Source organism: Mesorhizobium sp. GbtcB19 (genome assembly GCF_019091085.1).
Lineage (GTDB): Bacteria > Pseudomonadota > Alphaproteobacteria > Rhizobiales > Rhizobiaceae > Mesorhizobium.
Genome location: NZ_JAGXJY010000002.1, coordinates 262722 through 285232, shown reverse-complemented (window position 1 = coordinate 285232; position 22511 = coordinate 262722). Strand labels below are relative to the sequence as shown.

Here is a 22511-nt window from a genome sequence, read left to right as displayed (position 1 = left end):
CGGCTGCGAAGCGCTCAGAGCTTGATTACATATTCCTTGCGCGTCGTCTCGAGCACTTCCCAGGTGCCCTTGAACCCTGGCCGCAGCACGAAGCTATCGCCCGTCCTGACCGTGCGCGCCTCGCCGCCGTCCTCGGCGATCACCGAGACGCCGGAAAGGATGTGGCAGAACTCCCATTCGTCGTAAGAGATGCGCCACTTGCCCGGCGTCGCTTCCCAGATGCCGGCATAGAGGCCGCCGTCACGCTCCTCTACATTCCAGGTGCGGAATTTCGGATCGCCCGAGACCACCCGGTCCGGGGCCGGCGCGCCGGCCTCCGGTTCGACGCTGTCGATATTGACCGCAAGAAAGGCCGACATATCAGACCTTGCCAAGCGCCTGTTCGAGATCGGCGACGATGTCGTTGACGTCCTCGATGCCGATCGACAGCCGCACCGTATCCGGCCCGGCGCCGGCCTTGACCTTCTGCTCGTCGGACAGCTGGCGGTGCGTGGTCGAGGCCGGATGGATGACCAGCGACTTGGTGTCGCCGACATTGGCGAGATGCGAGAACAGCTCCAGCGCCTCGACGAATTTGATGCCGGCCTCGTAGCCGCCCTTGAGGCCGAAGGTGAAGACCGCGCCGGCGCCCTGCGGCGAATATTTCTTCTGCAGCGCGTTGTTCCTGTCGCTTGGAAGACCGGGATAATTCACCCAGGCAACCTTCGGGTGGTTGGAGAGCCAGCCGGCGACGCTCGCGGCGTTGTCGCAATGGCGCTGCATGCGCAGCGGCAGCGTTTCCAGGCCGATCAGGATCAGGAAGGCGTTGAACGGCGAGATCGCCGGGCCGAGGTCGCGCAGGCCGAGCACGCGCGCGGCGATGGCGAAAGCGAAATTGCCGAAGGTTTCGTGCAGCACGAGGCCGCCATATTCGGGCCGCGGCTCGGACAGCATCGGATATTTGCCCGACTTCGACCAGTCGAACGTGCCGCCGTCGACGATGACGCCGCCGATCGAATTGCCGTGGCCGCCGATGAACTTGGTCAGCGAATGGACGACGATGTCGGCGCCGTGCTCGATCGGTCGCACCAGATAGGGCGAGGCCAGCGTGTTGTCGACGATCAACGGCAGGCCATGCCTGCGGGCGATGTCGCCGATCTTCTCGATGTCGACGAAGACGCCGCCGGGATTTGCAAGGCTTTCGATGAAGATCGCCTTGGTCTTGTCGTCGATCTGGTTCTCGAAGGTCGAGAGGTCGTTGACGTCGGCCCAGCGCACCTCCCAGCCATAATTCTTGAAGGCGTGGCCGAACTGGTTGATCGATCCACCGTAGAGCTTGTTGGCGGCGATGAAATTATCGCCGGGCCGCATCAGATTGTGGAAGACGATGACCTGCGCGGCATGGCCCGAGGCGACGGCAAGCGCCGCCGTGCCGCCTTCGAGCGCGGCGACGCGCTCCTCGAGCACGGCCTGCGTCGGGTTCATGATGCGGGTGTAGATGTTGCCGAAGGCCTTCAGCCCGAACAGCGAGGCGGCATGGTCGGCATCGTCGAAGACAAAGGAGGTCGTCTGGTAGATCGGCGTGGCGCGGGCGCCGGTGGCCGGATCGGGCTTGGCGCCGGCATGAACGGCGAGCGTGTTGAAACCGGGCGTGCGGGTCATCGAAATCCCTCTCCTGACCGTTCGAAAATCGCCGGGCATTCTTGGCGAAGCACGGCCGGGAATGCAAAGAAGAAAATACCTTTCGGGGTGAGACCTTGGGCGAACGCCCGAGAAAATCCATTTCTTCCCGGAATAATTTTGCGCGAGCCGCGCTTGTCTATTTCTGCCGCACGCCGAAGCTCTGAAAACCCTGTCGCATTATCGGCTTCTTCGACGACAGCACGCCGGAATTGACGCCGGTCCAGCCGATCTCGCCCGACAGCTTGCCATATTCGATCTTCGGGCAGCGATTCATCACCACCTTGATGCCGGCCGCCTCGGCACGGGCAGCGGCCTCGTCATGGCGCACGCTAAGCTGCATCCAGACGACCTTGGGCAACGGATCGAGCTTCAGCACCTGGTCGATAATGCCTGGCACCGCCGCCGAGCCGCGAAAGATGTCGACCATGTCGACCGGCTGCGGCAGGTCGGCCAGGCTGGCATAGACGGTGCGGCCAAGGATCTCCTTGCCGGCGTGGCCGGGATTGATCGGAAACACCGAAAAGCCCTTGGCCAAAAGGTATTTCAGCACGAAGTAGCTTGGCCGCACGTCGTTGGGCGAAGCGCCGACCATGGCGATGGTCTTCACCGAATTCAGAATGCCGGCGATGTAGGCATTGTCGTAGGTATCGTGATTCATGCTGCGATGGTCTTCCTGCGGTAATGATAGCGATAGAGCTCCCGGCTAAAGCCGAGCGAAGCGTAGAGCGCGCGTGCAGGCGCGTTGTCGACGACCACCTGCAGGCAGCCAGCCTTGGCGCCAGCCTCTCTTGCCCATCCGATCAAGCCGCCGACCGTTTTGCGACCAAGCCCCTGCTGCCTGAATCTTGCATCGGTTTCAACCGACTCCACGACAAGCAATCCGTCGCGGATGACGCCATAGGCGATCGATGCGACAATGCCCTCGCGTTCGGCCGATACAAATGCCTTCTCACCTTGGATCGAACCCGTCATACCGCGAAAAATCCGGCGTTCCGCCTCATCGTAGCCGCCGCCGCGAAATCGCGCCTCGAACCAACCTTCATCGGGCGTCGACGAAACCCGCACGCCGTGATCGGCGGTTCCTGACAGTCGATCGATATCCGCATGGAGGTGAATCGTCCCGCCTTCCCGATCATAGCCGCGCCGATCGAGTTCGCTCTCCAATTCGGGGGCGATGTCGGGAATACGAAAAAGCGGCGCCTGGCCATGCCCGGCATAAAACGCCTCGGCGGCATCGATGACGGCTTCGGGCGTGCCGCGCCGGCCGCGCAAGGGATTGGCGGAGTTGGCGCGCCGGATGCGGCCGCCCGAGCGCCGCAAAAGCCAACCGTCGGCCATTGTCTCGGCGGCTGCCGGCCAGGCCTGAAGACATACCTCTTCCATCTTCCAGTTGAGATCGTCGTCGCGCATGTCCGCTCTGTCACCCGTCGTCATCCCGCAGCGCCTCTTCCATAAACATCTGAGGATCGCTGCAGAAGTCGCGCATCATGCGAAAATGATCGGTGTCCTGAAAATCGACCAGGTCGAGGCCGAAGCGGCTGATGCGGAAGAGCCGCGCATTCGGACAGGCCATCAGCAGCGGCGAGTGTGTGGCCATGATCACCTGCGCGGTGCCGGATTGCTCCATACGTTGCAAAAGCTTGAGCAGTTCGATCTGGCGTGTCGGCGACAGCGCGCTTTCGGGCTCGTCGAGGATGTAGATGCCTTGGCGGCGGCAGCGTTCCTCGAAGAAGCGGATGAAGCCTTCGCCATGCGACCAGGACAGGAAATCGGGCGGTGGTGGCTTGAACGGATCTTCGAGCGCGGCCTTATCGAGATAGCGGGCGACCGAATAAAAGGATTCTGCGCGGAAGAACCAGCCGGCAGTGACCTTTGGCAGCCAATGGCCGCGCAACGTGCCGGCGAGCGATGCGCCGCTCTTGTCAATAGCTATGGAATGGTCGACCGGCATGTAGCCCTTGCCGCCGCCAGCCTCGTCATAGCCGGCCAGCGCACCGATGGCTTCGAGCAGCGTCGATTTGCCGGTGCCGTTCTCACCGACGATGATGGTGATGGCCGAAGCGAATTCGAACTCGAATGCGCGCTCCCGAAAGAGCGGCAGGTTCCAGGGATATTGCTCCCAATCCGCGACGCGCGACGGCTCGAGCAAGATGCGCTTGAGATAGGGCGCTTTCAGCCGCGTCAGTTGCTTGCGGGCAGCCACGTCGAACCTTCGGCGATGAGATGGCGCGGCTTCATTCAGGCGCTTACTCGTCCGTCCATTCCGGCTTGCGCTTGCCGATGAAGGCGCCGATGCCTTCCTCGGCGTCGCGCGCCAGCATGTTTTCAACCATCACGCGGCCGGTATAGGCATAAGCGTCGGCCAGCCCCATTTCGGCCTGGGCATAAAAGGCTTCCTTGCCGGTCCTGACGACCAAAGAGGATTTGGAAGCAATGGTTTGCGCGTATTTATTGACAACCTGATTCAGATATTCGCGCGGCACGATGCGATTGATCAGGCCGAACTCCTTGGCGGTCGCGGCATCGATCGTTTCGCCGGTGAGCAGCATTTCCATCGCCTGCTTGCGCGAGACGTTGCGCGACAGCGCCACCATCGGCGTCGAGCAGAACAGGCCAATGTTGACACCAGGCGTGCAGAAACTCGCCTCGTGTGAAGCGATGGCAAGGTCGCAGCTCGCGACCAGTTGCAAGCCGGCTGCGGTGGCAAGGCCGTCGACCTCGGCGATCACCGGCTTCGGATGGCGCACGATGGTCTGCATCAGGCTCGCGCAGGCGGCGAAGGTCTTTTCGAAGAAGGCCTTGCCACGGTCCGGCTCGGCCCGGTGCGCCGTCATTTCCTTGAGATCGTGACCGGCGCAGAACACCTTGCCGGAGGCCGCCAGGATGATGACGCGCACGGATTTGTCTTCTCTCACGCGATCGAACTCGGCCTGAAGCGCCGCCATTGTCGCCAGTGACAACGCATTCGCTGGCGGACTGGCGAGCGTGAGGCGCAGAACGCCCTTGTCCTGGCTGACAAGAACGGGGCCGTCGGCCACGGCGGGCTTGATCGCAACGACTTCAGCCATTTTCAATCTCTCGGGTCGGCGCTCGCGGCGCATGGAGCAACAGAACTAGCACGCTGCCGGTTGAAGAACAGCCGCGAGGCGTGTTTTCTCCGTCGCACCGTTTGGTCCAGGCACATCGCCCGGAGCTTGCCATTTCATATAGGACGCCGCCCATGCCTGCCCAAAGCAATCTGAAGCCAATGCTCAACGCGGCTGAGGTCAACGCGCTGATGGCGAGCGTCTATCCGCAGCTCAACGACAATGTCACTTCCTATGAGGCGATCGACGTGTTTCCGGGCGGCTGCACGGTGCGGCTCAATGCCGATGAGCGGCATCTGCGCCCCGGCGGAACGGTATCTGGGCCGTCGCTGTTCACGCTGGCCGACATCGGCGGTTATGTCTGCGTGCTCAGCCATGCCGGACCGGACGCGCTTTCGGTGACGGTCAACCTCGACATCAACTTCATGCGCAAGGCCGAGGCCGGCCCGATCGACGGCCATTGCCGGATCCTGAAGCTCGGCAAGAGCCTGATGGTGTTCGACATCGACATCGTGGGGCCTAATGGTCAAACGGTAGCGCATGCTACGGGCACTTATTCGATCCCGCGTAAGCCCTCTTAAACTTGATACCACAGTAAGATGTGTATATATATGCGCATAGGTGCCAATTGATCGAGCGCGACAGTCGCCGCATCATAAAACGGCTAAGAGACGACGGCTTCGAATTGGTCTCAGTTCGGGGCTCGCATCACAAATTCCGAAAAGGCGCCATCGTGCTTGTCGTTCCGCACCCGGAAAAAGATCTGCCAGTCGGCACCGCTCGCGCAATCGCCAAGCAGGCAGGCTGGATGCGAACGACTTAGATCGTGCGTGCAATCAGGAGACTGCAAATGAAGAACTATTTCGCGCTGGTTGAGAAGGATGCCGACAGCGCGTTTGGTGTTCGCTTCCCCGACATTCCAGGCTGTTTTTCGGCTGCGGACGCACCGGAGGATATCATGCCGAATGCGGTCGAGGCTCTACAGCTTTGGGCCGAGGATATGCTCGTCCCTGAACCTTCCAGCCATGAGGCGATCGTATCGCTTCCCGAAATTCGTACCGCGCTGTCCGAAGGAGCGTATCTGGTGTCTGTGCCGCTGATCGATAATGACAGCGCTGTGGTCAGGGCGAACGTGACATTCGAACGCGGTGTCTTGCGCGCAATCGATGCCGCCGCGCGCGAGCGCGGCATTACCAGATCGGCCTTTCTCTCGAGCGCGGCCCGTAAGGAAATCGAAGCCAAGCACTAGCCCCGAAGCGGATTAGCGCCGACCAAACCTGCGGTAAAATAATACCACTAAGCCAAGCTATTGTTTTTACTGAATTTATTCACCAAAACTCGTTTTCAATTGCCTTGACGCGTCAGGCGCCCTCGCCTATAAGCCCTCCCGAAGCAGCGGCCCGCAACGGCCGCCGTTTTGTTATTGGCGGGTGGCTCCGGCTGCTTAAGCCAATCCAAGCAACAAGAAACGCCTTTTCCTGCCCCTGGCAGGGAAGGTCAACGTGAGAGCAAAACCATGGCTACCTTTTCGCAGAAGCCTGCGGATGTGGTGAAGAAGTGGGTGCTGATCGACGCCGAAGGTCTCGTCGTCGGTCGTCTGGCCACCGTCATCGCCAACCATCTGCGCGGCAAGCACAAGCCCACCTTCACCCCGCATGTCGATGATGGCGACAATGTCATCGTCATCAACGCCGACAAGGTGGTGTTCACCGGCAAGAAGTACACCGACAAGGTCTATTACTGGCACACCGGCCATCCCGGCGGCATCAAGGAGCGCACCGCACGCCAGCTGCTCGAGGGCCGTTTCCCCGAGCGCGTCGTCGAGAAGGCCGTCGAGCGCATGATCCCGCGCGGCCCGCTTGGCCGCCGCCAGATGAAGAATCTCCGCGTCTATGCAGGCGCCGAGCATCCGCACACCGCCCAGCAGCCCGTCGCGCTCGACGTGGCCAAGCTGAACTCCAAGAACAAGAGGGCCTCGTAATGGCTGAGCTTTCCTCGCTCGCAGAACTCGGCACCGTCGCCGCGCAGCCGGCCGCGCCCGTGCATGTCCAGAAGCTCGACAAGTCGGGCCGCGCCTATGCCACCGGCAAGCGCAAGAACGCCATCGCGCGCGTCTGGGTGAAGCCGGGCTCCGGCAAGATCACCGTCAACGACAAGGAATTCGCGGCCTATTTCGCGCGTCCGGTGTTGCAGATGATCCTCAACCAGCCGATCGTCGCGGCGAACCGCGCCGGCCAGTACGACATCGTCGCCACCGTCATCGGCGGCGGCCTCTCCGGCCAGGCCGGTGCCGTGCGTCACGGCATCTCCAAGGCGCTGACCTACTACGAGCCGGGCCTGCGCTCAGTGCTCAAGAAGGGCGGCTTCCTGACCCGCGACAGCCGCGTGGTCGAGCGCAAGAAGTACGGCAAGGCGAAGGCCCGCCGCAGCTTCCAGTTCTCGAAGCGCTAAGCTTACGGGGTTCCGAGCTTTCGAGAGGCCGCCTTCGGGCGGCCTTTTTGTTTCCATTACCAGTGCCCGGCCGGCGTTTTGATGTAGTCGATGAAAGCGCGCAGCGGCGCAGGCACCAGACGACGGCCGGGATAGTAGAGAAACGGCCCTGAGAAGCTTTGCCACCATGGCTCCAGCACAGGCTCCAGCGCGCCGCTCTCGAAATGCGGGCGTACCCAGTCCTCGAAGAGCCACAGAATGCCGACGCCGGCGATCGCCGCATCGATGGCGAGATCGACGCCCCCACCGATGCTGACGAGCAAGGGCCCGGTGGTATCGACACGTACCACCTCGCCGTCGCGCTCGAACTCCCAGGGCGTCATGACCCCGCTCGGGAAGCGGCCGCGCACGCAGGCATGGCCAAGCAGGTCGCGCGGATGCTGCGGCCGACCGTGCCGGTCAAGGTAGGACGGCGCGGCGGAGGTGGTGAAGCGCTGCGAACGTGGCCCGATCGGCACCGCGATCATGTCCTGCTCCAGCCGCTCGTCATAGCGGATGCCGGCGTCGCAGCCGGCCACCAGCAGATCGATGAAGTTCTCCTCGGCGATCACCTCCAGGCGAATGGCGGGATAGGCCGCGAGAAATCCCGGAACGATTTTGGGCAGCACCAGCCGCGAGGCGCTTATCGGCACGTTGAGCCGCAAGGTTCCGGCGGGCCGGTCGCGAAAGCCGTTCACCACATCGAGCGCCGCCTCGACCTCTCCCAACGCGGGGCCGAGCCGCGCCAGCAGGCTGGCGCCAGCCTCGGTCAAAGCAACGCTGCGCGTCGTGCGGTTGAAGAGCCTGACGCCGAGCTGGGTTTCCAGACGGCGGATGGCTTCGCTGAGCGCGGAGGCGCTGCCCGCCGTCGCGCGGGCGCCTTCGCGAAAACCGCGGGAGCGCGCCACCGCCATAAACGCCTGGAGATCGTTGAGGTCAGCCATTGTTCTGAAGTCCGTACAAGTTGTTTCGATTATACCCGGTTATCGGGACAGCGGCGATGCCCTATCTCCGCCGTCGACAGCGAAGGAGAACCACGATGTCCAGCGTAGACAAATCCGGCACTTACAAACTTGGCGACCGCTCGGCCCGCCGTCTCGGCTACGGCGCGATGCAGCTTGCGGGCAAAGGCGTGTTCGGTCCGCCGAAAGACCATGACGCAGCAGTTGCCGTGCTGCGCGAAGCGGTGGCGCGAGGCGTGAACCATATCGACACCAGCGACTATTACGGTCCGTACGTCACCAACAAGCTGATCCGCGAGGCGCTGGCGCCCTACCCCGACGACCTCACCATCGTCACCAAGATCGGCGCCCGTCGCGGCGAAGACGGCTCCTGGCTGCCGGCCTTCACAGCCGACGAGCTCGAGCAGGCCGTGCACGACAATCTTCGCAATCTCGGCCTCGAGGCGATGGACGTCGTCAATCTGCGCATCATGTTCGGGGTGCATGGTCCGGCGGAAGGCTCCATCGAGGCGCAGGTCACCAAGCTTGCCGAGTTGCAACGCAAAGGTCTCGTGCGCCATATCGGCCTGAGCAACGTCACCCGCGCCCAAATCGCGGAAGGCCGAAAGATCTGTGAGATCGTCTGTGTGCAGAACCAATACAATCTCGCGCACCGGGACGATGACGCGCTGATCGACGTACTGGCGCGCGACGGCATCGCCTATGTGCCGTTCTTCCCGCTCGGTGGCTTCAACCCGCTGCAATCCTCGACCTTGTCGGGCGTTGCGGCTCGGCTTGGCGCAACACCGATGCAGGTGGCACTGGCGTGGCTGTTGCAGCGCTCCCCCAACATCCTGCTGATCCCTGGCACGTCGTCGGTCGGGCATTTGCGGGAGAATCTCGCGGCAGCAGAGTTGGAGCTGTCGGCGGATGTGCTGCGCGAGCTGGATGGGGTGGCGAAGGCCGCGTGATTGGCGATTGGCTAATCTCCCCCACAAGGGGGGAGATTGGCGGCTTTCGCGCCTCGCCTAATTAATACTCGCCGTATGCGCCGGTTCAGCCTGTTTGATGCCCGTCGTATAAGGCACGCGATAACCGTTGGCCGCCAGCCAGTCGATCGCCGCCTTCGGCTCGTCGGTCTGGATGATCGTCGCGCCGCGGTCGACCCAGAAGCCCCAGGCTTCGCGCGGCAGGCTGGCGGCGACGGCGAGCTCGTCGCCACGGCCGCCGGCGAGGAAGCCACCAGGCTTGTTGACGATGGCGTAGGTGTCGGCCCAGAGGTGCCAGTCGCCGCGGGCGGCTTCCGCCCGCATGTGGTTACCGAACAGCGGGCCGCCGGTCGCCGTCAGCGTATCGGCGCCGTTGCGCCAGTTGATCAGTTCGATGGCGCGTGGCGCAAAGGCCTTGTCGACCTCACCGGCGAAAGCGGCATCATGCACGGCGTCGTCGGCGAGGATCGGCATGAACTGGAAGCCGCCGCCGGCCTGAGCAAGGGCGGCCCTGGCGGCATCGATGCGCTGGCTGTTCCAGACGTTCTCCTTGACGATCACCTGATCGGCCATGCCGAGATCGCGCGCCACCGCGATCATGCCCGGCAGGTCGGTCACCTCCAGCTTGTTGTCGAGGTTGATCAGGATCCTGTCCCTGGTCGCCAGCAGCATCTCGCGCAATGTCGATACCGCCTCGTTGGTGACGGCGCCGGTGCCTTCGATGACCAGCCGGCACGTCTTCAATTCGGCCAGCGTATACTTCACCACTTCGCCCTTGCAGGTCGTGGTGCGGTCGAGCCAGCTGTCATGCATGACGACGAACTCGCCATCCTTCGTGCGCCGGATGTCGACCTCGACGATCTCGGCGCCGATCGCGATCGAGCCTTCGACAGCGGCCAGCGAATTCTCGGCGTAAAGCGTCTTGCGGGCCTGCATGCTGCCGGCGCGGTGCGCGGCGATCATCACATGATCGCGCCACTGATTGGCATGTTCGAAACGGTCGAGGATCTGGGCGGCGCGTGTCTCGCCGGCTAAGCTTTGGCCGGAGATTGCGGCAAGCATGGCGGACAGAAGAAGGCTCAGCCAGAGTGTTCGCATCGGGGAATCGCTCCGTTCCGGGTCGGGACCCGGTTAGGCGATGCCCATGACAGGGCGGTGAACAAAGCCGGCTATCTGTTTCCTTGTTTGGCGCAATTCCGGACGGAAAACCGCTTCACACTTTTCCTGGAATTGCTCGGGTCAAATCCGCTTGGCGAGGCGCCGGAACCAGGCGAGCGCCGGCATTTCGACGAAGCGCCAGGTGAACCAGGACGCGACGACAACGGCGATCAGCATCGCTATCAGACCCGCGAAGCCGATCCAGGGCGAGCCGGCGCCGAAGCCGGTCGCATGGTCGCCGCGCAGCATCAGGTCGCCGACGATGCCGAGACCGAGCTTGCGTTCGATCAGGCCGCCGACATTGATCATGCGGGCCTGGACGAAGATGTGGACCATGTAGATCGAATAGGAGAGCGAGCCGAGCAGCAGCATCGGCCGGCTGCGCAGCAGGGCGCTGACCCAGCCGCCCTCATGGGCGAAAAGATAAAGCGCCAGCGCGAAGACGACCGGCGCCGCAATGCCGATGTCGCTCGTGCCGGCAAAGGAGACGAACAGTGCGATCCCCACGATCATCGCAAGTTCGGCCAGCGTCCAGGCGAGGCGCCCTGCCCCGCCGCTCAGCGCCTGTCGCGCCTCTGCAATGGAATCGTGCTGAAACCAGGCGAGCAACGCGCCGAGCGAGAAGCCGTAAAGGCAACGGATGAAGCCGAAATCGAAGGACACGTCCATATGACGGGTCGAGACCGCGAGCAGGAAAAAGGGCGCCGTCACCGCGGCGCCGACGAACCATATCCAGGCGCGCTGGCCGGCGGCGAAGACGACGGCGGCAAACAGCAGATAGGTGAAGAACTCGGCCGAAATGCTCCAGCTCGGCGCATTCCAGCTCAGATGATCCTCGACGCCCATGCCCTGCAGAAGGAAGAGGTTGGCGACGAGGCTCTTCAGCTCGAAACCGGCGGTGAAGGGCGCGGGACCGGTTCCGTGCAGGGCCGGCAGGACAAGCCGCAGCGCTTCGAAGCCGGCGAAAGCGGCGAGCATCAGGACATGCAGCGGATAGATGCGGCCGAAGCGCACCATCGCGAAGCGGGCCAAGTCATCCTGCTCGTTCAGCCGGCCGCCATAGGCGCTGGCGATGACGAAACCGGAGAGCACGAAGAAGAAATCGACGAACAGGTAGGAGCCGCCGACGAAGGCGCTCTGCGAAATCATCGACGTGGTCGGAAAGTGGAACAGCGCCACCAGCAGCGCGCAGATGCCGCGCCAGGAATCGAGCACCAGGAAGCGCTCGCCGGCCGCCGTCCCGGCACGGGTCGCCACGGGTGCCGGCGCAAAGTTGAGCAGAGCCGTCTCAGCCATAATGATACAGATCCTGTGTTGCCGTGGCACTCACCAAGCGGCGCCTCGTTTCCGCAAGCTGTGACTGGCATGTTGCGTGCCGGTTCTGTAGTGGTGGCTGCCCGATGAAAACCGAGGATCCGTAATGGCGAACCAAGAGATCGACCACGCCTTCACCGCCCGCTCCAAGACGGGCGCGTCGTTCGAGCCGACCTATGCCGGCGCGCTGTCGTTCATGCGGCGCAAATACACGAAGGACGTGAAGGGTGCGGACGCCGTCGTGTGGGGCATTCCGTTCGACGCCGCGGTGACCAACCGGCCGGGCGCCCGCTTCGGGCCGCAGGCGATCCGCCGCGCTTCGGCGATCCTCGACAACGACCCGCAATACCCGTTCTCGCGCGACCTGTTCGAGCATCTTTCGGTGGTCGACTATGGCGATTGCCTGCTCGACAGCGGCAACCACCAGAAGACGCCCGGCACGATCGAACGCGAGGCGGCCAAGATCCTGAAGTCAGGCGCGTTCCTGCTGACGCTCGGCGGCGACCATTTCGTCACCTGGCCGCTGCTCAAGGCGCATGCCGCGATCCACGGGCCGCTGGCGCTGGTGCAGTTCGACGCGCATCAGGACACCTGGCCGGACGACGGCAAGCGCATCGACCACGGCTCCTTCGTCGCTCGTGCGGTGAATGAAGGCGTCATCGATCCGGACCGGTCGATCCAGATCGGCATTCGCACGCATGCGCCGGATACGTTCGGCATCAAGATTCTCTACGGCCACGAAGTCGAGGAAATGCGCGCGTCCGACATCGCCTATGCGATCGTCGAGCGCACCGGCGGCAAGAAGACCTATCTCACCTTCGACATCGACTGCCTCGATCCGGCCTTCGCGCCCGGCACCGGCACGCCGGTGGCCGGCGGTCCGTCCTCGGCGAAGATGCTGTCGACGCTGCGCCAGCTCGGCCAGATCGACGTCGTCGGCGCCGACATCGTCGAGGTTGCGCCGGCCTATGATCATGCCGATATAACGGCGATCGCCGGATCGATCATCGCCATGCACTATCTCGGCCTGTTGGCGGAGCGAAAGGCACGGGCGGAAGAGTTGAACAACGGCAATCATGCGGCGGCAAATCACGCGCACGGCATATAGGCTTGGAATCGCAGGGAATTTGGCAAGAGATGAAACCGAAGATCTTCATTGACGGCGAACACGGCACGACTGGACTGCAGATCAGGGCGCTGCTTGCCGACCGCGGCGACCTGGAGATCATCTCCATCCCGACGGAGCGCCGCAAGGAAGCCGCCGCACGCGCCGAGTTCCTCAACGCGGCCGATGTCGCAATCCTCTGCCTGCCGGATGCGGCGGCTAAGGAAAGCGTGTCGCTGATTACGAACGACACAACCAAGGTGATCGACGCCTCGACGGCGTTTCGCGTCGCCCAGGGTTGGGAATATGGCTTTGCCGAGATGGACAAGGACCAGGCGAAGAAGATTGCCGGCGCGAAGCGCGTCGCCAATCCCGGCTGCTGGCCGCAAGGTCCGATCGCGACGCTGCGGCCGCTGGTCACGGCCGGTCTGCTGCCCCCTGACTTCCCGATTACCGTCAACGGCATTTCCGGTTATTCCGGCGGCGGCCGGCCGATGATCGAAGACTATGTCGGCAAGGGCGAGGACGCGCCCGAGTTCCTGCCCTACGGGCTGACGCTGCAGCACAAGCATGTGCCGGAGCTTCGCGCCTATGCGAAGCTGTCGCACGACCCGATCATGCAGCCGGCGGTCGGCAATTTCGCGCAAGGCATGATCACCGTGGTGCCGCTGCAGCTTGGCGGTCTCGACCGCGTGCCGACCGGCGCCGAACTCCACGCGGCGATTTCCGACCATTATGCGTCGATAGATGGCGGCGTGGTCGAGGTCGCGCCCTACACCCATATGGAGCGCATCCCCGAGATCGATCCGGAGGTCTATAACGGCACCAACCGGATGAAGGTCTATGTCTTTGCCAATGACGAGAGGGCGCAGGCGCTGCTGATGGCCGTCTACGACAATCTCGGCAAGGGCGCGTCGGGGGCCGCAGTGCAGAACCTCGACCTGATGCTCGGCATCAAGCACTGAACGATCGTGCAAGCGTTTCCCGAGCGCTGGAAGCTCAGCGCTCCCGAACTCATTGCCGAGACGTTTTCCAGCCGGATCTGGAAGGTCGCGCGGGACGACGGCTCAGTTGCCATCGTCAAGGATCTGAAGCCCTTCGACGACGTCGCGGACGAGCTGCGCGGCGAGCATTACCTCGCCTGGCGGCGCGGCGAAGGCGCGGTGCGGCTGCTCGGCCGTGACGGCAATCGCATGCTGCTCGAATATGCCGGCGACAGGCTGCTCTCGCAGCATCTCGCCGAGCACGGCGACGATGCGGCGACCGAGATCGCTGCCGAGGTGATGGCAAAACTGTTCTCGGCGTCGGAGCATATGCCTCCGGGCGACCTGCAGCCGCTAAGGGAGCGATTTGTCAGCCTTTTTCGCGCGGCCAGAGCGGACAACGATGCCGGCCGCGACACGCTCTATGTCGAAGCAGCGGCGATCGCCGAGCGGTTGCTTGCCGAGCCGCATGCAATGCGCCCCCTGCATGGCGATCTGCATCACGACAACATCCTGTTCGGGCCGCGCGGCTGGCTGGCGATCGATCCGAAGGGCGTGCTCGGCGATCCCGGATTCGACGCGGCAAACCTGTTCTACAATCCGCTCGACCGTGACGATCTCTGCCTCGATCCGCGCCGGATCGCGCATATGGCGGAGGTGTTCGGCAAAACGCTCGGACAATCGCCGCGCGCCATCCTCGATCATGCGATCGCCTATGGCTGCCTGTCGGCCGCGTGGCATCGCGAGGACAAGAACGCGGTCGACGAGAACCGTGAACTGGCCGTCGCCGAGGCGGTCCGGATGGTGCGGGCTCAATTCTGACGCTTGCCTATTGGCCCGCTTTTTCGATCTGCCTTGTTTTTCGGCGTATGCGGCCCAAACTGTCCAGGACTCTCAACCGCGTCAACGGGACGCCGTCATACTCCGTAAGAGAACGGCGCCCGTTTCGGTCTACAACGGTCAGCAGTGCACGGCGCCTGCCTCGACTGGCATCAAACGCAGCCAGGAAGCTTTGAAAGTCCGCCACCTCTGCGCCATTCTTCTTGCAAAAATCAGGGAACGCCCGCCCGAATATGTCCAAAGCGCTTTCCAATTGTAGCGAAGGGCGGCCTCTGACGACAGTCCCATTCAGGAAGTCGACCTCTATTACTCCACCTGGACTGGCCACAGCCTCTTCAAACACTTCGGTCGGGCAGTAGCCAACAACAAAGCCCAACCCACTTGCCATTGAGTCGGCAAAGTTGTGGGCGATCGCGCAAAGGCGTTCATGCTTCATGTTCAGACAATAGCAACCTCATCGTCTGCCTTCCAGCCCATGTGGCCATTCCGCATCGGTAACCAGCGATTCACCATGATCGGCTACTGATGGGGCCTGCTTCCCACAAGGATTTTCCATGGTCAGCGCGATTTCGAGCTCCGTCCAGTCGGTGCAATATTCCTCGTCAACATCGTCAGACGACGCGGCGCAGGAAGCGGCGCTCGAAAAGCAGATCCAGGCCCTCGAAGATCAGGCAAAGGCGGCTCAGGACGAGGCCGACGCCGCCAGGCTGCAGCAGCAGGCCGCAGCGCTCCAAGCCAAGCTCGACGCGCTCAAGGCCGCCGACAACGCAAAGCAGGTCGAGCAGAATCAGTCGACAACGCCGGACGCGTCCGCGCGACAGGCGGAATTCGACAATGAACCGACGACCCAGTCGCATTTGTTCTCTATGTGAGCGTCAGCTTCTGACGTTTATCTCGGTCGGCAGCGGGTAGGCCCCCTTGGTGCCACGCCAGTGCGCGGCGGCGAAGCCGAGCAACACAAGCGCGATCGCCTGATGCGTCAACGCCATGTGCAGCGGCACCTGCATCAGCAGCGTACCGATGCCGATCGAGGCCTGGACGACCACCAGCGCGAACAGAAGCGTGGCCCGGCGGGCATGGGTGGTGCCGCGCTGGCGCCGCCACGTCGCGAGCATATGCCAGAGCGCCACGACGAAGATCGTATAGGCGCCGACCCGGTGGACGAACTGTGCCGTTTTCGGGTTCTCGAAGAAATTGCGCCAGGCGGGTTCGAGCAAAAGCAGATCGGACGGAACTACCTTGCCGTCCATCAGCGGCCACGTGTTGTAGCTGAGACCCGCATGAAGGCCAGCGACCAGTCCGCCGAGATAGATCTGGATCAGCGCCAGCAGCACAATGAAGCCGGCAAGCCGCTGCGTCGAACGATCGGCAGCCGGCTCGGAGTGCGGCGCGAGACCTCGCGCCACCACCATGGTGGCGGTGAAGATCAGCGCGGCAAGCGTCAGATGCGTCGCCAGCCGGTACTGGCTGACCGAAACGCGGTCGACCAGGCCTGAAGCCACCATCCACCAGCCGATGGCGCCTTGCAGTCCGCCGAGCGCCAGGATGCCGACGAGCTTCAGCCCCAGGCCGCGCTCGATGCGCCGCGTCGCCCAGAAGAACAGCAGCGGCAAGGCAAAGACCACGCCGACGCTGCGCGCCAGGATGCGGTGCACCCATTCCCACCAGAACAGCGACTTGAAGGCCTCGACGCTCATGCCCTTGTTGATCTCGGTGTATTGCGGGATCTGCTGGTAGCGCTGGAACTCTTCCTGCCATTCAGCGTCGTTGAGCGGCGGGATGACGCCGTGAATCGGCTGCCACTCAGTGATCGACAGGCCCGAGCCGGTGAGACGAGTGGAACCGCCGACCAGCACCAGCGCGAACAGCACGAGCAGGACGAGGTACAGCCAGCCCCGCACCCAAGCGCGGTTCTGCAGGTAACGGTCCCGGGCGGCATGGGGGGCCGCGGTGGTGATGGCAGCCATGGTCATTTCTCGGCAGTTCAAAATCGCGGGATTGGTGGACCAAGGCTCGCGGCATGGCAAGGCCGGACAGCGCGGCACGCCGTCGCGCCGCGCTGCGGTTGCGCGCGCCTTCCGTTAGGCCTAAGCGAGACCGGTCAACGGAACCGCGACATGCCCATTCGCCTGAAAAAGCTGATCGGAACCATCCTGCTGGTGGCGCTGGTCGTCATCTACGCGCTGATCGCCTCGGCCGTCGCGGTCACCAAGCTGGTCGAATACGGCCCGGTGGTGCATCTCCTGTTCTTCCTGTTCAGCGGCCTGCTGTGGGTATTGCCGGCCATGGGCATCATCAAATGGCTGATCCTGGAGCCGCGCCCGAAGGGCTGAACCTCACAGGCGCCCAAACGCGAATGTGATTAAGGACGCGTGGTGGGCTCGAGATCCGGCTCAAACGGATGAGCGCGCCGGACACATACCGCTATTTCCACGAATGCTGATCGAAGCGCGGGTTAGATCGTCACCACCATCTTGCCCGCATTGGCGAGCGGCGTCGTGATGCCGGACAGCATGGTGCGGATATGGGCGACGCTCTGGTAGCGGCCATTGACGGAGATGCGCGGCAGCGCATGCAGGAAGCCGGCATGCTCGGCGCGCAGCACACCATGCCTGGTGGTCACCGCCGAGGCATAGCCGGCGTCGCGGGCGAAACCCACCTCGCGACAGCCGACGGCGCTGGCATAGCCATACGGGTAAGCCAGATGGCGCGGCTGCTCGCCGAGCTTTTGCGCGAGGATGCGGCGGACGTCGCCGATCTCATGGCGCGCATCGGCTTCGGACAGCCGCTTCAGATTGCGGTGATTGACGGTATGCGCGCCGATGGTCACCAGCTTGTGCGCGGCCATGGCGCGGAGCTCATCCCAGTTCATCAAGGTGCACGGGCGACCCGAACCGAATTCGTAGCCATTCGAACGCGCCAGTTCGCGTAGCGCAGCGCCCTGCTCTTGCTCGGCGACCTCCTCGGTCAGCCAGGCGTTCAGCCGGGCCACGGCCTGGATCTTGCGGCCGGGCGTCGAGCAATCGATGATTGCCGATCCGCCCGCAGTCTTCAGCGTCAGGCGCGAGCTGGTGTCGACGATATCCTCGACCACATCCCACCAGAGGTCGGCGGCGCCGTCGATCAAGCCGGGGGCAACGTAAATGGTGATCGGCGCGCCGTGCTTTTCCAACACCGGCAGCGCCTCCGTCATGTTGTCGCGATAGGCGTCGTCGGCGGTGATCGTGGCGAACTGGCTGCCCTTGCCGCCAACCTTGATGCGTTCGAGCGCTTCATCAAGGGACACAAAGGCATAGCCCCTTGCCTTCATGTCCGCGATCAGCCTGTCGAGGAAGGCGGGCGCGATGTTCAGATGGCGGTTGACGCTGTTCGGCTTCTCCGGCGTCGCAGTCACACGATGCAGCATCAGGATAGCGCCGATGCCGCCGACAAACGGCCGCGCCAGAGGCGCCAAGCCGGTGTAGCGGGCAAGGTTCAACGCCAGCTTCCGGATTGCCTCGCCCCCGTCGATCATTCCTTCACCTTTTGCGCCTAGGCTCATCCAAGCACGAATTGCGCCTATGCGAACCCCCAAGTCGGAACCAATACGTCTTAAGGATTGAGGTATGGTTGACGCCGCCGCGTCATTTGACGGCAACAGGGTCGCGGCCAATGAGCTTTCCGTGCGCGCCGATCGGGGCCGGTGGGCTGCAACCACCAGCGACAAGGCCGGCCTTGCCGACTACGCGCAATTTTGCGCCTCGGCGCTGCACGCGCCGGCGCAAAGCGCATCCTGGGTCCGCAATTGGGCGGACGCGACCGGAGCCGACATCATTGTGGCGACGCTGGGCTGCGACGGGCGCCCGGCACTTTCGCTGGCATTGGAAGTCGCACGTCGCGGCCCGTTCAAGGTCGCGCGTTTCACCGGCGGACGCCACGCCAACGGCAATTTCGCCGCGGCTGACTCGCGTTCCCTGCCTGCCATCGACGGCGCGGCAATCCGGTCGATATTCAAGGCAATCGCAAAAGCGCGGCCGGACATTGACCTGATCTCGCTGGAGCGGCTGCTGCCCGACCTCGACGGTGCCGCCAACCCGCTGGCCGCGCTGCCCAGCTTCCCAAGTCCGAATCTCGCGCTCGCGGTCGATCTCGACGGTGGGTTCGATGCGCTGCTGGGGCGCGCTAGCGGCAAACGCAAGCGCAAGAAGCATCGCTCGCAGACGCGCAAGTTCGAGGCGGTCGGCACCTTCCGCCGTATCGAGGCCCGAACCCCCGAAGAGGTCGACAGGCTGCTTGATGCCTTCCTCGAGATGAAGCAAGTGCGCTTTGCCAAGATGGGCATCGCCAATGTCTTCGGCGATGCGGGGGTGCGCGCCTTCTTCCGGGCGCTGTTTACCGATGCGCTGACCGAGGAAAAGCCGTCCTTCCTGTTGCACGGCCTGGACGTGGCGGGAAAGCTGCGCGCGGTGACCGGCTCCAGCCGTTCGGGCAAGCGGCTGATCTGCGAATTCGGCGCCATCGCCGAGGACGATCTCGCCTTCACCAGCCCGGGCGACTTCCTGTTCTTCGACAACATCCAGGAAGCCTGCGAGCTCGGTTTCGACGTCTATGATTTCTCGGTCGGAGACGAGCCTTACAAACGGCTCTGGTGCGATATCGAGACCCAGCATTTCGAAGTGCTGGCGCCGCTGACGCTGAAAGGCCGCGCGCTGGCGACGGCGATGCGGCAAGGCGCGCGCGCCAAGGCCTTCATCAAGAACAACCCGAGGGTCTGGAAGCTGACCAAGATGCTGCGCCGCAAGGCGGTGGGTCAGACGGCGCCGGCTTCTGCCGAGGACGATAACTGATCATCGATCTTTAAAACGGACGGCACCGCTGTTTCAGCGCCGTCCGAGCCTTGCGCTGTGCTCAGGCTGCCGAGCGGCGGCCCGGCACGGGCGTTCCCGGCGGTTCGTGGCCGACCGGTGTCACCAGCGTCAGATTCGGATAGCCGTTCTCGATCAGCTTGACCGCGGCCTGCGTCACCTGGTCGTCGGCCTCCAGCATCGACAGGAACACCTCGGTGCCGTCGCCGACAAGGCGGCCGATGCCTTGCGCGTCGGCCGGACCGCATTCGACCACCACGAGGTCATAGGCGGTGGTCAGCGACTGCATGATGATCGGCAGCCGGTCGGCGGCGCGCATGGCGCGGACCGGATCGGAAGTGCCGACAGGAACGACATGCGCATCCGAATAAAGATCCGGATGGATGACGTCGCTGAATTGCGCCTCGGACGCCAGCAGATTGGTGATGCCGGGGAAGAGGCTCGAGTCCAGCATCGGCCGCGACGCCGCGCCCGATGCGGTGAGATCGAGCAGCAGCACTCGCAGGCCGGCGTCCGACACTTCGCGCGCCACCAGCACGGCGGACGCGGCCGCCTCGTCGCCTTCCGGCGACACGAAGATCGCGCGGGACGCGCCGGAAGCGATCAGCTTCTCCGCCGCCTTGTCGACATCGATCTCACCTAACCTGGACGGAAGCGGTTCGGGTTTCGGCTCGGGCAATGGCTGGGTCGGCTCGACGGGTTCCACCTCCATTGCGCGAGTCGCCTCCATTGCGCGGGTCGCCACCATACGGGGCTCTTCCGGCAATCGCCCGCGGCGCATGACTGCCTCATAGGCGGCGAAAGGCCCGTCATCCTCCTCGGCTTCGGCCGCCACCGGCTCGGTGCGCGCCACGGGCATCGACACCTGCTCGATATTGGCGAAGCGGGCGCCGGCGGCCGGACGCATGGCGCGGCCCGAGAACAGCTCGCCTAGCAGCGTGCCGATCGCCATCAAGAGCAGCGAAGCGGCCGCGGCAGCCCCGGTGATCGGCCCGATCTTCGGGAAATAAGGCTGCGACGGCACCTGCGCTTGCGCGATCAGGCTCGCCGCGACGGGCGAATATCTGCGATCCTTGCGCGAGGCCACCGCGTTGTAACTTGTCATATAGGATTCAAGCTGTTGGCGCTGAACGTTCGCGTCGCGCTGCAAGGCATCCAGCTGCACCTGCTGCTCGCCGGCCTTCGCTGAGGCTGCCTTCAGGGTGTTGACGTCCGCAACCAGCTGGTCCTCTCGGGCCCTGGCCGTCTGAGCCTGGGCCGACAACCCTCGAATGATCTTTTGAGCCTCATTGCGAATCTGGCCGTCGAGGTCGGCAAGCTGCGATTTCAGCGCCCGGATGCGCGGATGGTTGTCGAGCAAGGTCGTCGAAAGATCGGCAATGTTGGCTCTGAGCTCCACCTGGCGCTCGCGCAGACGCTGGATCAGCTCGGAAGACAGGACTTCCGGCACGCTGTCCAGCGAACCGCCATTCTGCAGCGCCCGGCGCACGCTTTCGGCGCTCGCCTCGGCGGCCGCGCGGCTGGCGCGCACACGCGACAGTTCGCTCGACAGTTCGGCAAGCTGCTGAGTGGGCAGCACCGCATTGTTGCCGCCCATCAAAAGGTCCGACTGAGCGCGGAACGCCGCGACCTTGGCCTCAGCATCCTTCACGCGATTCTGCAGGTCGGCGATTTCAGGCGCGAGGAAGTCGGTGGCGGCGGCGTTCGATTCGAGCTTGGCGTCCCCCTTCGAGGCGATATAGGCATCGGCAATGCCGTTCGCGACCGCCGCGGCAAGCTTGGCATCCTTCGAGGCGAATTCGATGGCGATGGCGCGCGTCTTTTCAACGGCATAGACATTGAGCTTGTCGTGCATGGCGTTCAGCACGCGCTCTTCCGGCGGAATGTCGAATGGGTCACTTTTCAGGCCGACAAGGACCAGCACGCGCCCAAGCGCGGACATCTTCAGCGTCTCGTCGAACTCAGGCAGCTTGTCCAGGTTGAGCTTGGTCGCCACCTGCTTGAGGATGTCGGGAGAAGAAATGATCTGAACCTGGGTGGCCACGCCCTGTTCATCGAGAATCGGCTTGTCGTCGTCATTGGTGCCCGGCGGCCGGGTGTATTCCGATTCGCGCGAGCCGATTTCCAGCTTGGCCGTCGCTTTATAATAAGGCGTTGCCAGCCAGGCCAAAGCAAAGGCCAATCCGGTGACCAGAAGCGTCACAACAACAATACGCAGCCAGTTCCGCCCCAGACTGGCGAAAAGCTGTCTCAGATCGACATCGACGTCTGCGGCCGAGGACTGAACGGACATGCATCCTGCTCCGAACTTTGAGTCGAGGACGGACCGTAAACAACTATGGTAACTCACCCGTTAAGATCAAAACGAACCGCTACTGGCGCGGAATCCAAGAACACTAGCGAAAGCCATATAAAGACTCTGCTTTTTGCGGATCGCCGCTCACTGAGGGCGCCTTCCTTTACCGCCCATTAACCCTAACAGGATGATAACGACCATACGTCCTGGGGTTGACCGCAGCGGTTGCGGCAAGAGCGATGAAGGTTCCTGACCGGCCATGAAGAGCACTGCTTCCCTCTTTCGCGCTTTGCTTGCCCTGTCGCTGCTCACGGGCTGCTCGAGTTACCGCCCGACGCCGGCTGCCTTCCATGAAGTGCTCGATCAGCCTTACCGACTCGGCGCCGGCGACCGTGTCCGCGTCACGGTGTTCGAGCAGGACGGCCTGACCAACACCTACAGCGTCGACCAGTCCGGCTATCTCTCCTTCCCGCTGGTCGGCGCCGTGCCGGCGCGCGGCCACACCGCGCAGCAGCTGGAAAAGGAGATCGCCGACAAGTTACGCCAGGGCTATCTGCGCGATCCCGACGTTTCGGTCGAGATCGATCGCTACCGGCCGATCTTCGTCATGGGCGAAGTGGGCGCCGCCGGCCAGTATTCCTACGTGCCGGGCCTGACAGTGCAAAAGGCGGTCGCCATCGCCGGCGGCTTCACACCGCGGGCCAATCAGGGAAGCGTCGACATCACCCGCGACATCAACGGCAAGGTGATGACCGGCCGGGTGCTGACATCCGACCCGCTGCTGCCCGGCGACACCGTCTACGTCCGCGAACGGCTGTTCTGAA

25 protein-coding genes are annotated in these 22511 nt (G+C 63.6%); 13 read left to right on the top strand and 12 right to left on the bottom strand.

Going from position 1 to position 22511, the window contains the following annotated elements:
• Positions 1–14 precede the first annotated feature (14 nt).
• The 6 genes from KVT37_RS05365 to KVT37_RS05340 all read right to left on the bottom strand — a co-directional run bounded on the left by KVT37_RS05365 (position 15) and on the right by KVT37_RS05340 (position 4730).
• On the bottom strand, positions 15–359 hold the full coding sequence (locus KVT37_RS05365; RefSeq protein ID WP_217570420.1) for a cupin domain-containing protein: 345 nt from the start codon (positions 357–359) through the stop codon (positions 15–17).
• 1 nt (position 360) lies between these two features.
• A complete protein-coding gene (locus KVT37_RS05360; RefSeq protein ID WP_217570419.1) occupies positions 361–1641 on the bottom strand; it encodes an O-acetylhomoserine aminocarboxypropyltransferase in 1281 nt (426 codons plus the stop codon).
• Between the two features lie 157 nt (positions 1642–1798).
• Positions 1799–2320 carry a CoA-binding protein gene (locus KVT37_RS05355; RefSeq protein WP_217570417.1) on the bottom strand — a complete coding sequence of 174 codons (522 nt, stop codon included), beginning with the start codon at positions 2318–2320 and terminating at the stop codon, positions 1799–1801.
• Positions 2317–3072 (bottom strand): GNAT family N-acetyltransferase, encoded by a 756-nt coding sequence (locus KVT37_RS05350; protein WP_217570415.1) that lies wholly within the window; start codon positions 3070–3072, stop codon positions 2317–2319. Before KVT37_RS05350 ends, KVT37_RS05355 begins: the two co-directional genes overlap by 4 nt.
• 10 nt (positions 3073–3082) lie before the next feature.
• Positions 3083–3865 carry an AAA family ATPase gene (locus tag KVT37_RS05345; RefSeq protein WP_217570413.1) on the bottom strand — a complete coding sequence of 261 codons (783 nt, stop codon included), beginning with the start codon at positions 3863–3865 and terminating at the stop codon, positions 3083–3085.
• A gap of 43 nt (positions 3866–3908) precedes the next feature.
• Entirely contained in the window at positions 3909–4730 is an 822-nt protein-coding gene (locus KVT37_RS05340; RefSeq protein WP_217570411.1) for an enoyl-CoA hydratase, read from the bottom strand.
• 152 nt (positions 4731–4882) lie between these two features.
• Between KVT37_RS05340 and KVT37_RS05335 the strand changes: the two genes are divergently transcribed.
• From KVT37_RS05335 to rpsI, 5 genes are all read left to right on the top strand, one after another.
• The gene (locus KVT37_RS05335; protein ID WP_217570409.1) at positions 4883–5329 is read left to right on the top strand and encodes a PaaI family thioesterase; all 447 of its coding nucleotides are present in this window, start codon (positions 4883–4885) and stop codon (positions 5327–5329) included.
• 50 nt (positions 5330–5379) lie between these two features.
• Positions 5380–5571 carry a type II toxin-antitoxin system HicA family toxin gene (locus tag KVT37_RS05330; protein WP_217570921.1) on the top strand — a complete coding sequence of 64 codons (192 nt, stop codon included), beginning with the start codon at positions 5380–5382 and terminating at the stop codon, positions 5569–5571.
• A gap of 27 nt (positions 5572–5598) precedes the next feature.
• Entirely contained in the window at positions 5599–5997 is a 399-nt protein-coding gene (locus KVT37_RS05325; RefSeq protein ID WP_217570407.1) for a type II toxin-antitoxin system HicB family antitoxin, read from the top strand.
• A 267-nt stretch (positions 5998–6264) separates the two neighbouring features.
• A complete protein-coding gene (gene rplM, locus KVT37_RS05320; RefSeq protein ID WP_073989574.1) occupies positions 6265–6729 on the top strand; it encodes a 50S ribosomal protein L13 in 465 nt (154 codons plus the stop codon).
• Positions 6729–7199 (top strand): 30S ribosomal protein S9, encoded by a 471-nt coding sequence (gene rpsI / locus KVT37_RS05315; RefSeq protein WP_112099693.1) that lies wholly within the window; start codon positions 6729–6731, stop codon positions 7197–7199. Before rplM ends, rpsI begins: the two co-directional genes overlap by 1 nt.
• Positions 7200–7255: 56 nt before the next feature.
• Here rpsI and KVT37_RS05310 read toward each other — a convergent pair whose 3' ends face one another.
• Positions 7256–8161 carry a LysR family transcriptional regulator gene (locus tag KVT37_RS05310; RefSeq protein WP_217570405.1) on the bottom strand — a complete coding sequence of 302 codons (906 nt, stop codon included), beginning with the start codon at positions 8159–8161 and terminating at the stop codon, positions 7256–7258.
• A 95-nt stretch (positions 8162–8256) separates the two neighbouring features.
• Here KVT37_RS05310 and KVT37_RS05305 point away from each other — a divergent pair, with 95 nt between their 5' ends.
• A complete protein-coding gene (locus KVT37_RS05305) occupies positions 8257–9129 on the top strand; it encodes an aldo/keto reductase family oxidoreductase (protein ID WP_217570403.1) in 873 nt (290 codons plus the stop codon).
• Positions 9130–9186: 57 nt separating this feature from the next.
• Here KVT37_RS05305 and KVT37_RS05300 read toward each other — a convergent pair whose 3' ends face one another.
• Both KVT37_RS05300 and KVT37_RS05295 read right to left on the bottom strand, forming a co-directional pair.
• On the bottom strand, positions 9187–10245 hold the full coding sequence (locus KVT37_RS05300; RefSeq protein ID WP_217570401.1) for a glycerophosphodiester phosphodiesterase family protein: 1059 nt from the start codon (positions 10243–10245) through the stop codon (positions 9187–9189).
• A gap of 141 nt (positions 10246–10386) precedes the next feature.
• A complete protein-coding gene (locus KVT37_RS05295; RefSeq protein WP_217570399.1) occupies positions 10387–11601 on the bottom strand; it encodes an acyltransferase in 1215 nt (404 codons plus the stop codon).
• A 124-nt stretch (positions 11602–11725) separates the two neighbouring features.
• Here KVT37_RS05295 and speB point away from each other — a divergent pair, with 124 nt between their 5' ends.
• The 4 genes from speB to KVT37_RS05275 all read left to right on the top strand — a co-directional run bounded on the left by speB (position 11726) and on the right by KVT37_RS05275 (position 15419).
• On the top strand, positions 11726–12727 hold the full coding sequence (gene speB / locus KVT37_RS05290; RefSeq protein WP_217570397.1) for an agmatinase: 1002 nt from the start codon (positions 11726–11728) through the stop codon (positions 12725–12727).
• Between the two features lie 29 nt (positions 12728–12756).
• A complete protein-coding gene (gene argC, locus KVT37_RS05285) occupies positions 12757–13689 on the top strand; it encodes an N-acetyl-gamma-glutamyl-phosphate reductase (RefSeq protein WP_217570395.1) in 933 nt (310 codons plus the stop codon).
• Positions 13690–13692: 3 nt separating this feature from the next.
• The gene (locus tag KVT37_RS05280) at positions 13693–14529 is read left to right on the top strand and encodes an aminoglycoside phosphotransferase family protein (protein WP_217570919.1); all 837 of its coding nucleotides are present in this window, start codon (positions 13693–13695) and stop codon (positions 14527–14529) included.
• A 572-nt stretch (positions 14530–15101) separates the two neighbouring features.
• Complete coding sequence (locus KVT37_RS05275; RefSeq protein WP_217570393.1) at positions 15102–15419, top strand: hypothetical protein; 318 nt, start codon at positions 15102–15104, stop codon at positions 15417–15419.
• A 3-nt stretch (positions 15420–15422) separates the two neighbouring features.
• On the opposite strand, the gene KVT37_RS05270 is transcribed toward KVT37_RS05275, so the two are convergent.
• A complete protein-coding gene (locus KVT37_RS05270) occupies positions 15423–16514 on the bottom strand; it encodes a COX15/CtaA family protein (protein WP_217570391.1) in 1092 nt (363 codons plus the stop codon).
• 150 nt (positions 16515–16664) lie between these two features.
• On the opposite strand from KVT37_RS05270, the gene KVT37_RS05265 reads away from it, so the two are divergent.
• The gene (locus KVT37_RS05265; RefSeq protein WP_217570389.1) at positions 16665–16880 is read left to right on the top strand and encodes a DUF2842 domain-containing protein; all 216 of its coding nucleotides are present in this window, start codon (positions 16665–16667) and stop codon (positions 16878–16880) included.
• A 122-nt stretch (positions 16881–17002) separates the two neighbouring features.
• Here KVT37_RS05265 and KVT37_RS05260 read toward each other — a convergent pair whose 3' ends face one another.
• The gene (locus tag KVT37_RS05260; protein WP_217570387.1) at positions 17003–18061 is read right to left on the bottom strand and encodes a polysaccharide deacetylase family protein; all 1059 of its coding nucleotides are present in this window, start codon (positions 18059–18061) and stop codon (positions 17003–17005) included.
• A 91-nt stretch (positions 18062–18152) separates the two neighbouring features.
• Between KVT37_RS05260 and KVT37_RS05255 the strand changes: the two genes are divergently transcribed.
• The gene (locus KVT37_RS05255; protein ID WP_217570385.1) at positions 18153–19373 is read left to right on the top strand and encodes a GNAT family N-acetyltransferase; all 1221 of its coding nucleotides are present in this window, start codon (positions 18153–18155) and stop codon (positions 19371–19373) included.
• Positions 19374–19434: 61 nt separating this feature from the next.
• Here KVT37_RS05255 and KVT37_RS05250 read toward each other — a convergent pair whose 3' ends face one another.
• Positions 19435–21684 carry an exopolysaccharide transport family protein gene (locus KVT37_RS05250; RefSeq protein WP_217570383.1) on the bottom strand — a complete coding sequence of 750 codons (2250 nt, stop codon included), beginning with the start codon at positions 21682–21684 and terminating at the stop codon, positions 19435–19437.
• Positions 21685–21946: 262 nt separating this feature from the next.
• Between KVT37_RS05250 and KVT37_RS05245 the strand changes: the two genes are divergently transcribed.
• Positions 21947–22510 (top strand): polysaccharide biosynthesis/export family protein, encoded by a 564-nt coding sequence (locus KVT37_RS05245; protein ID WP_217570381.1) that lies wholly within the window; start codon positions 21947–21949, stop codon positions 22508–22510.
• Position 22511 lies beyond the last annotated feature (1 nt).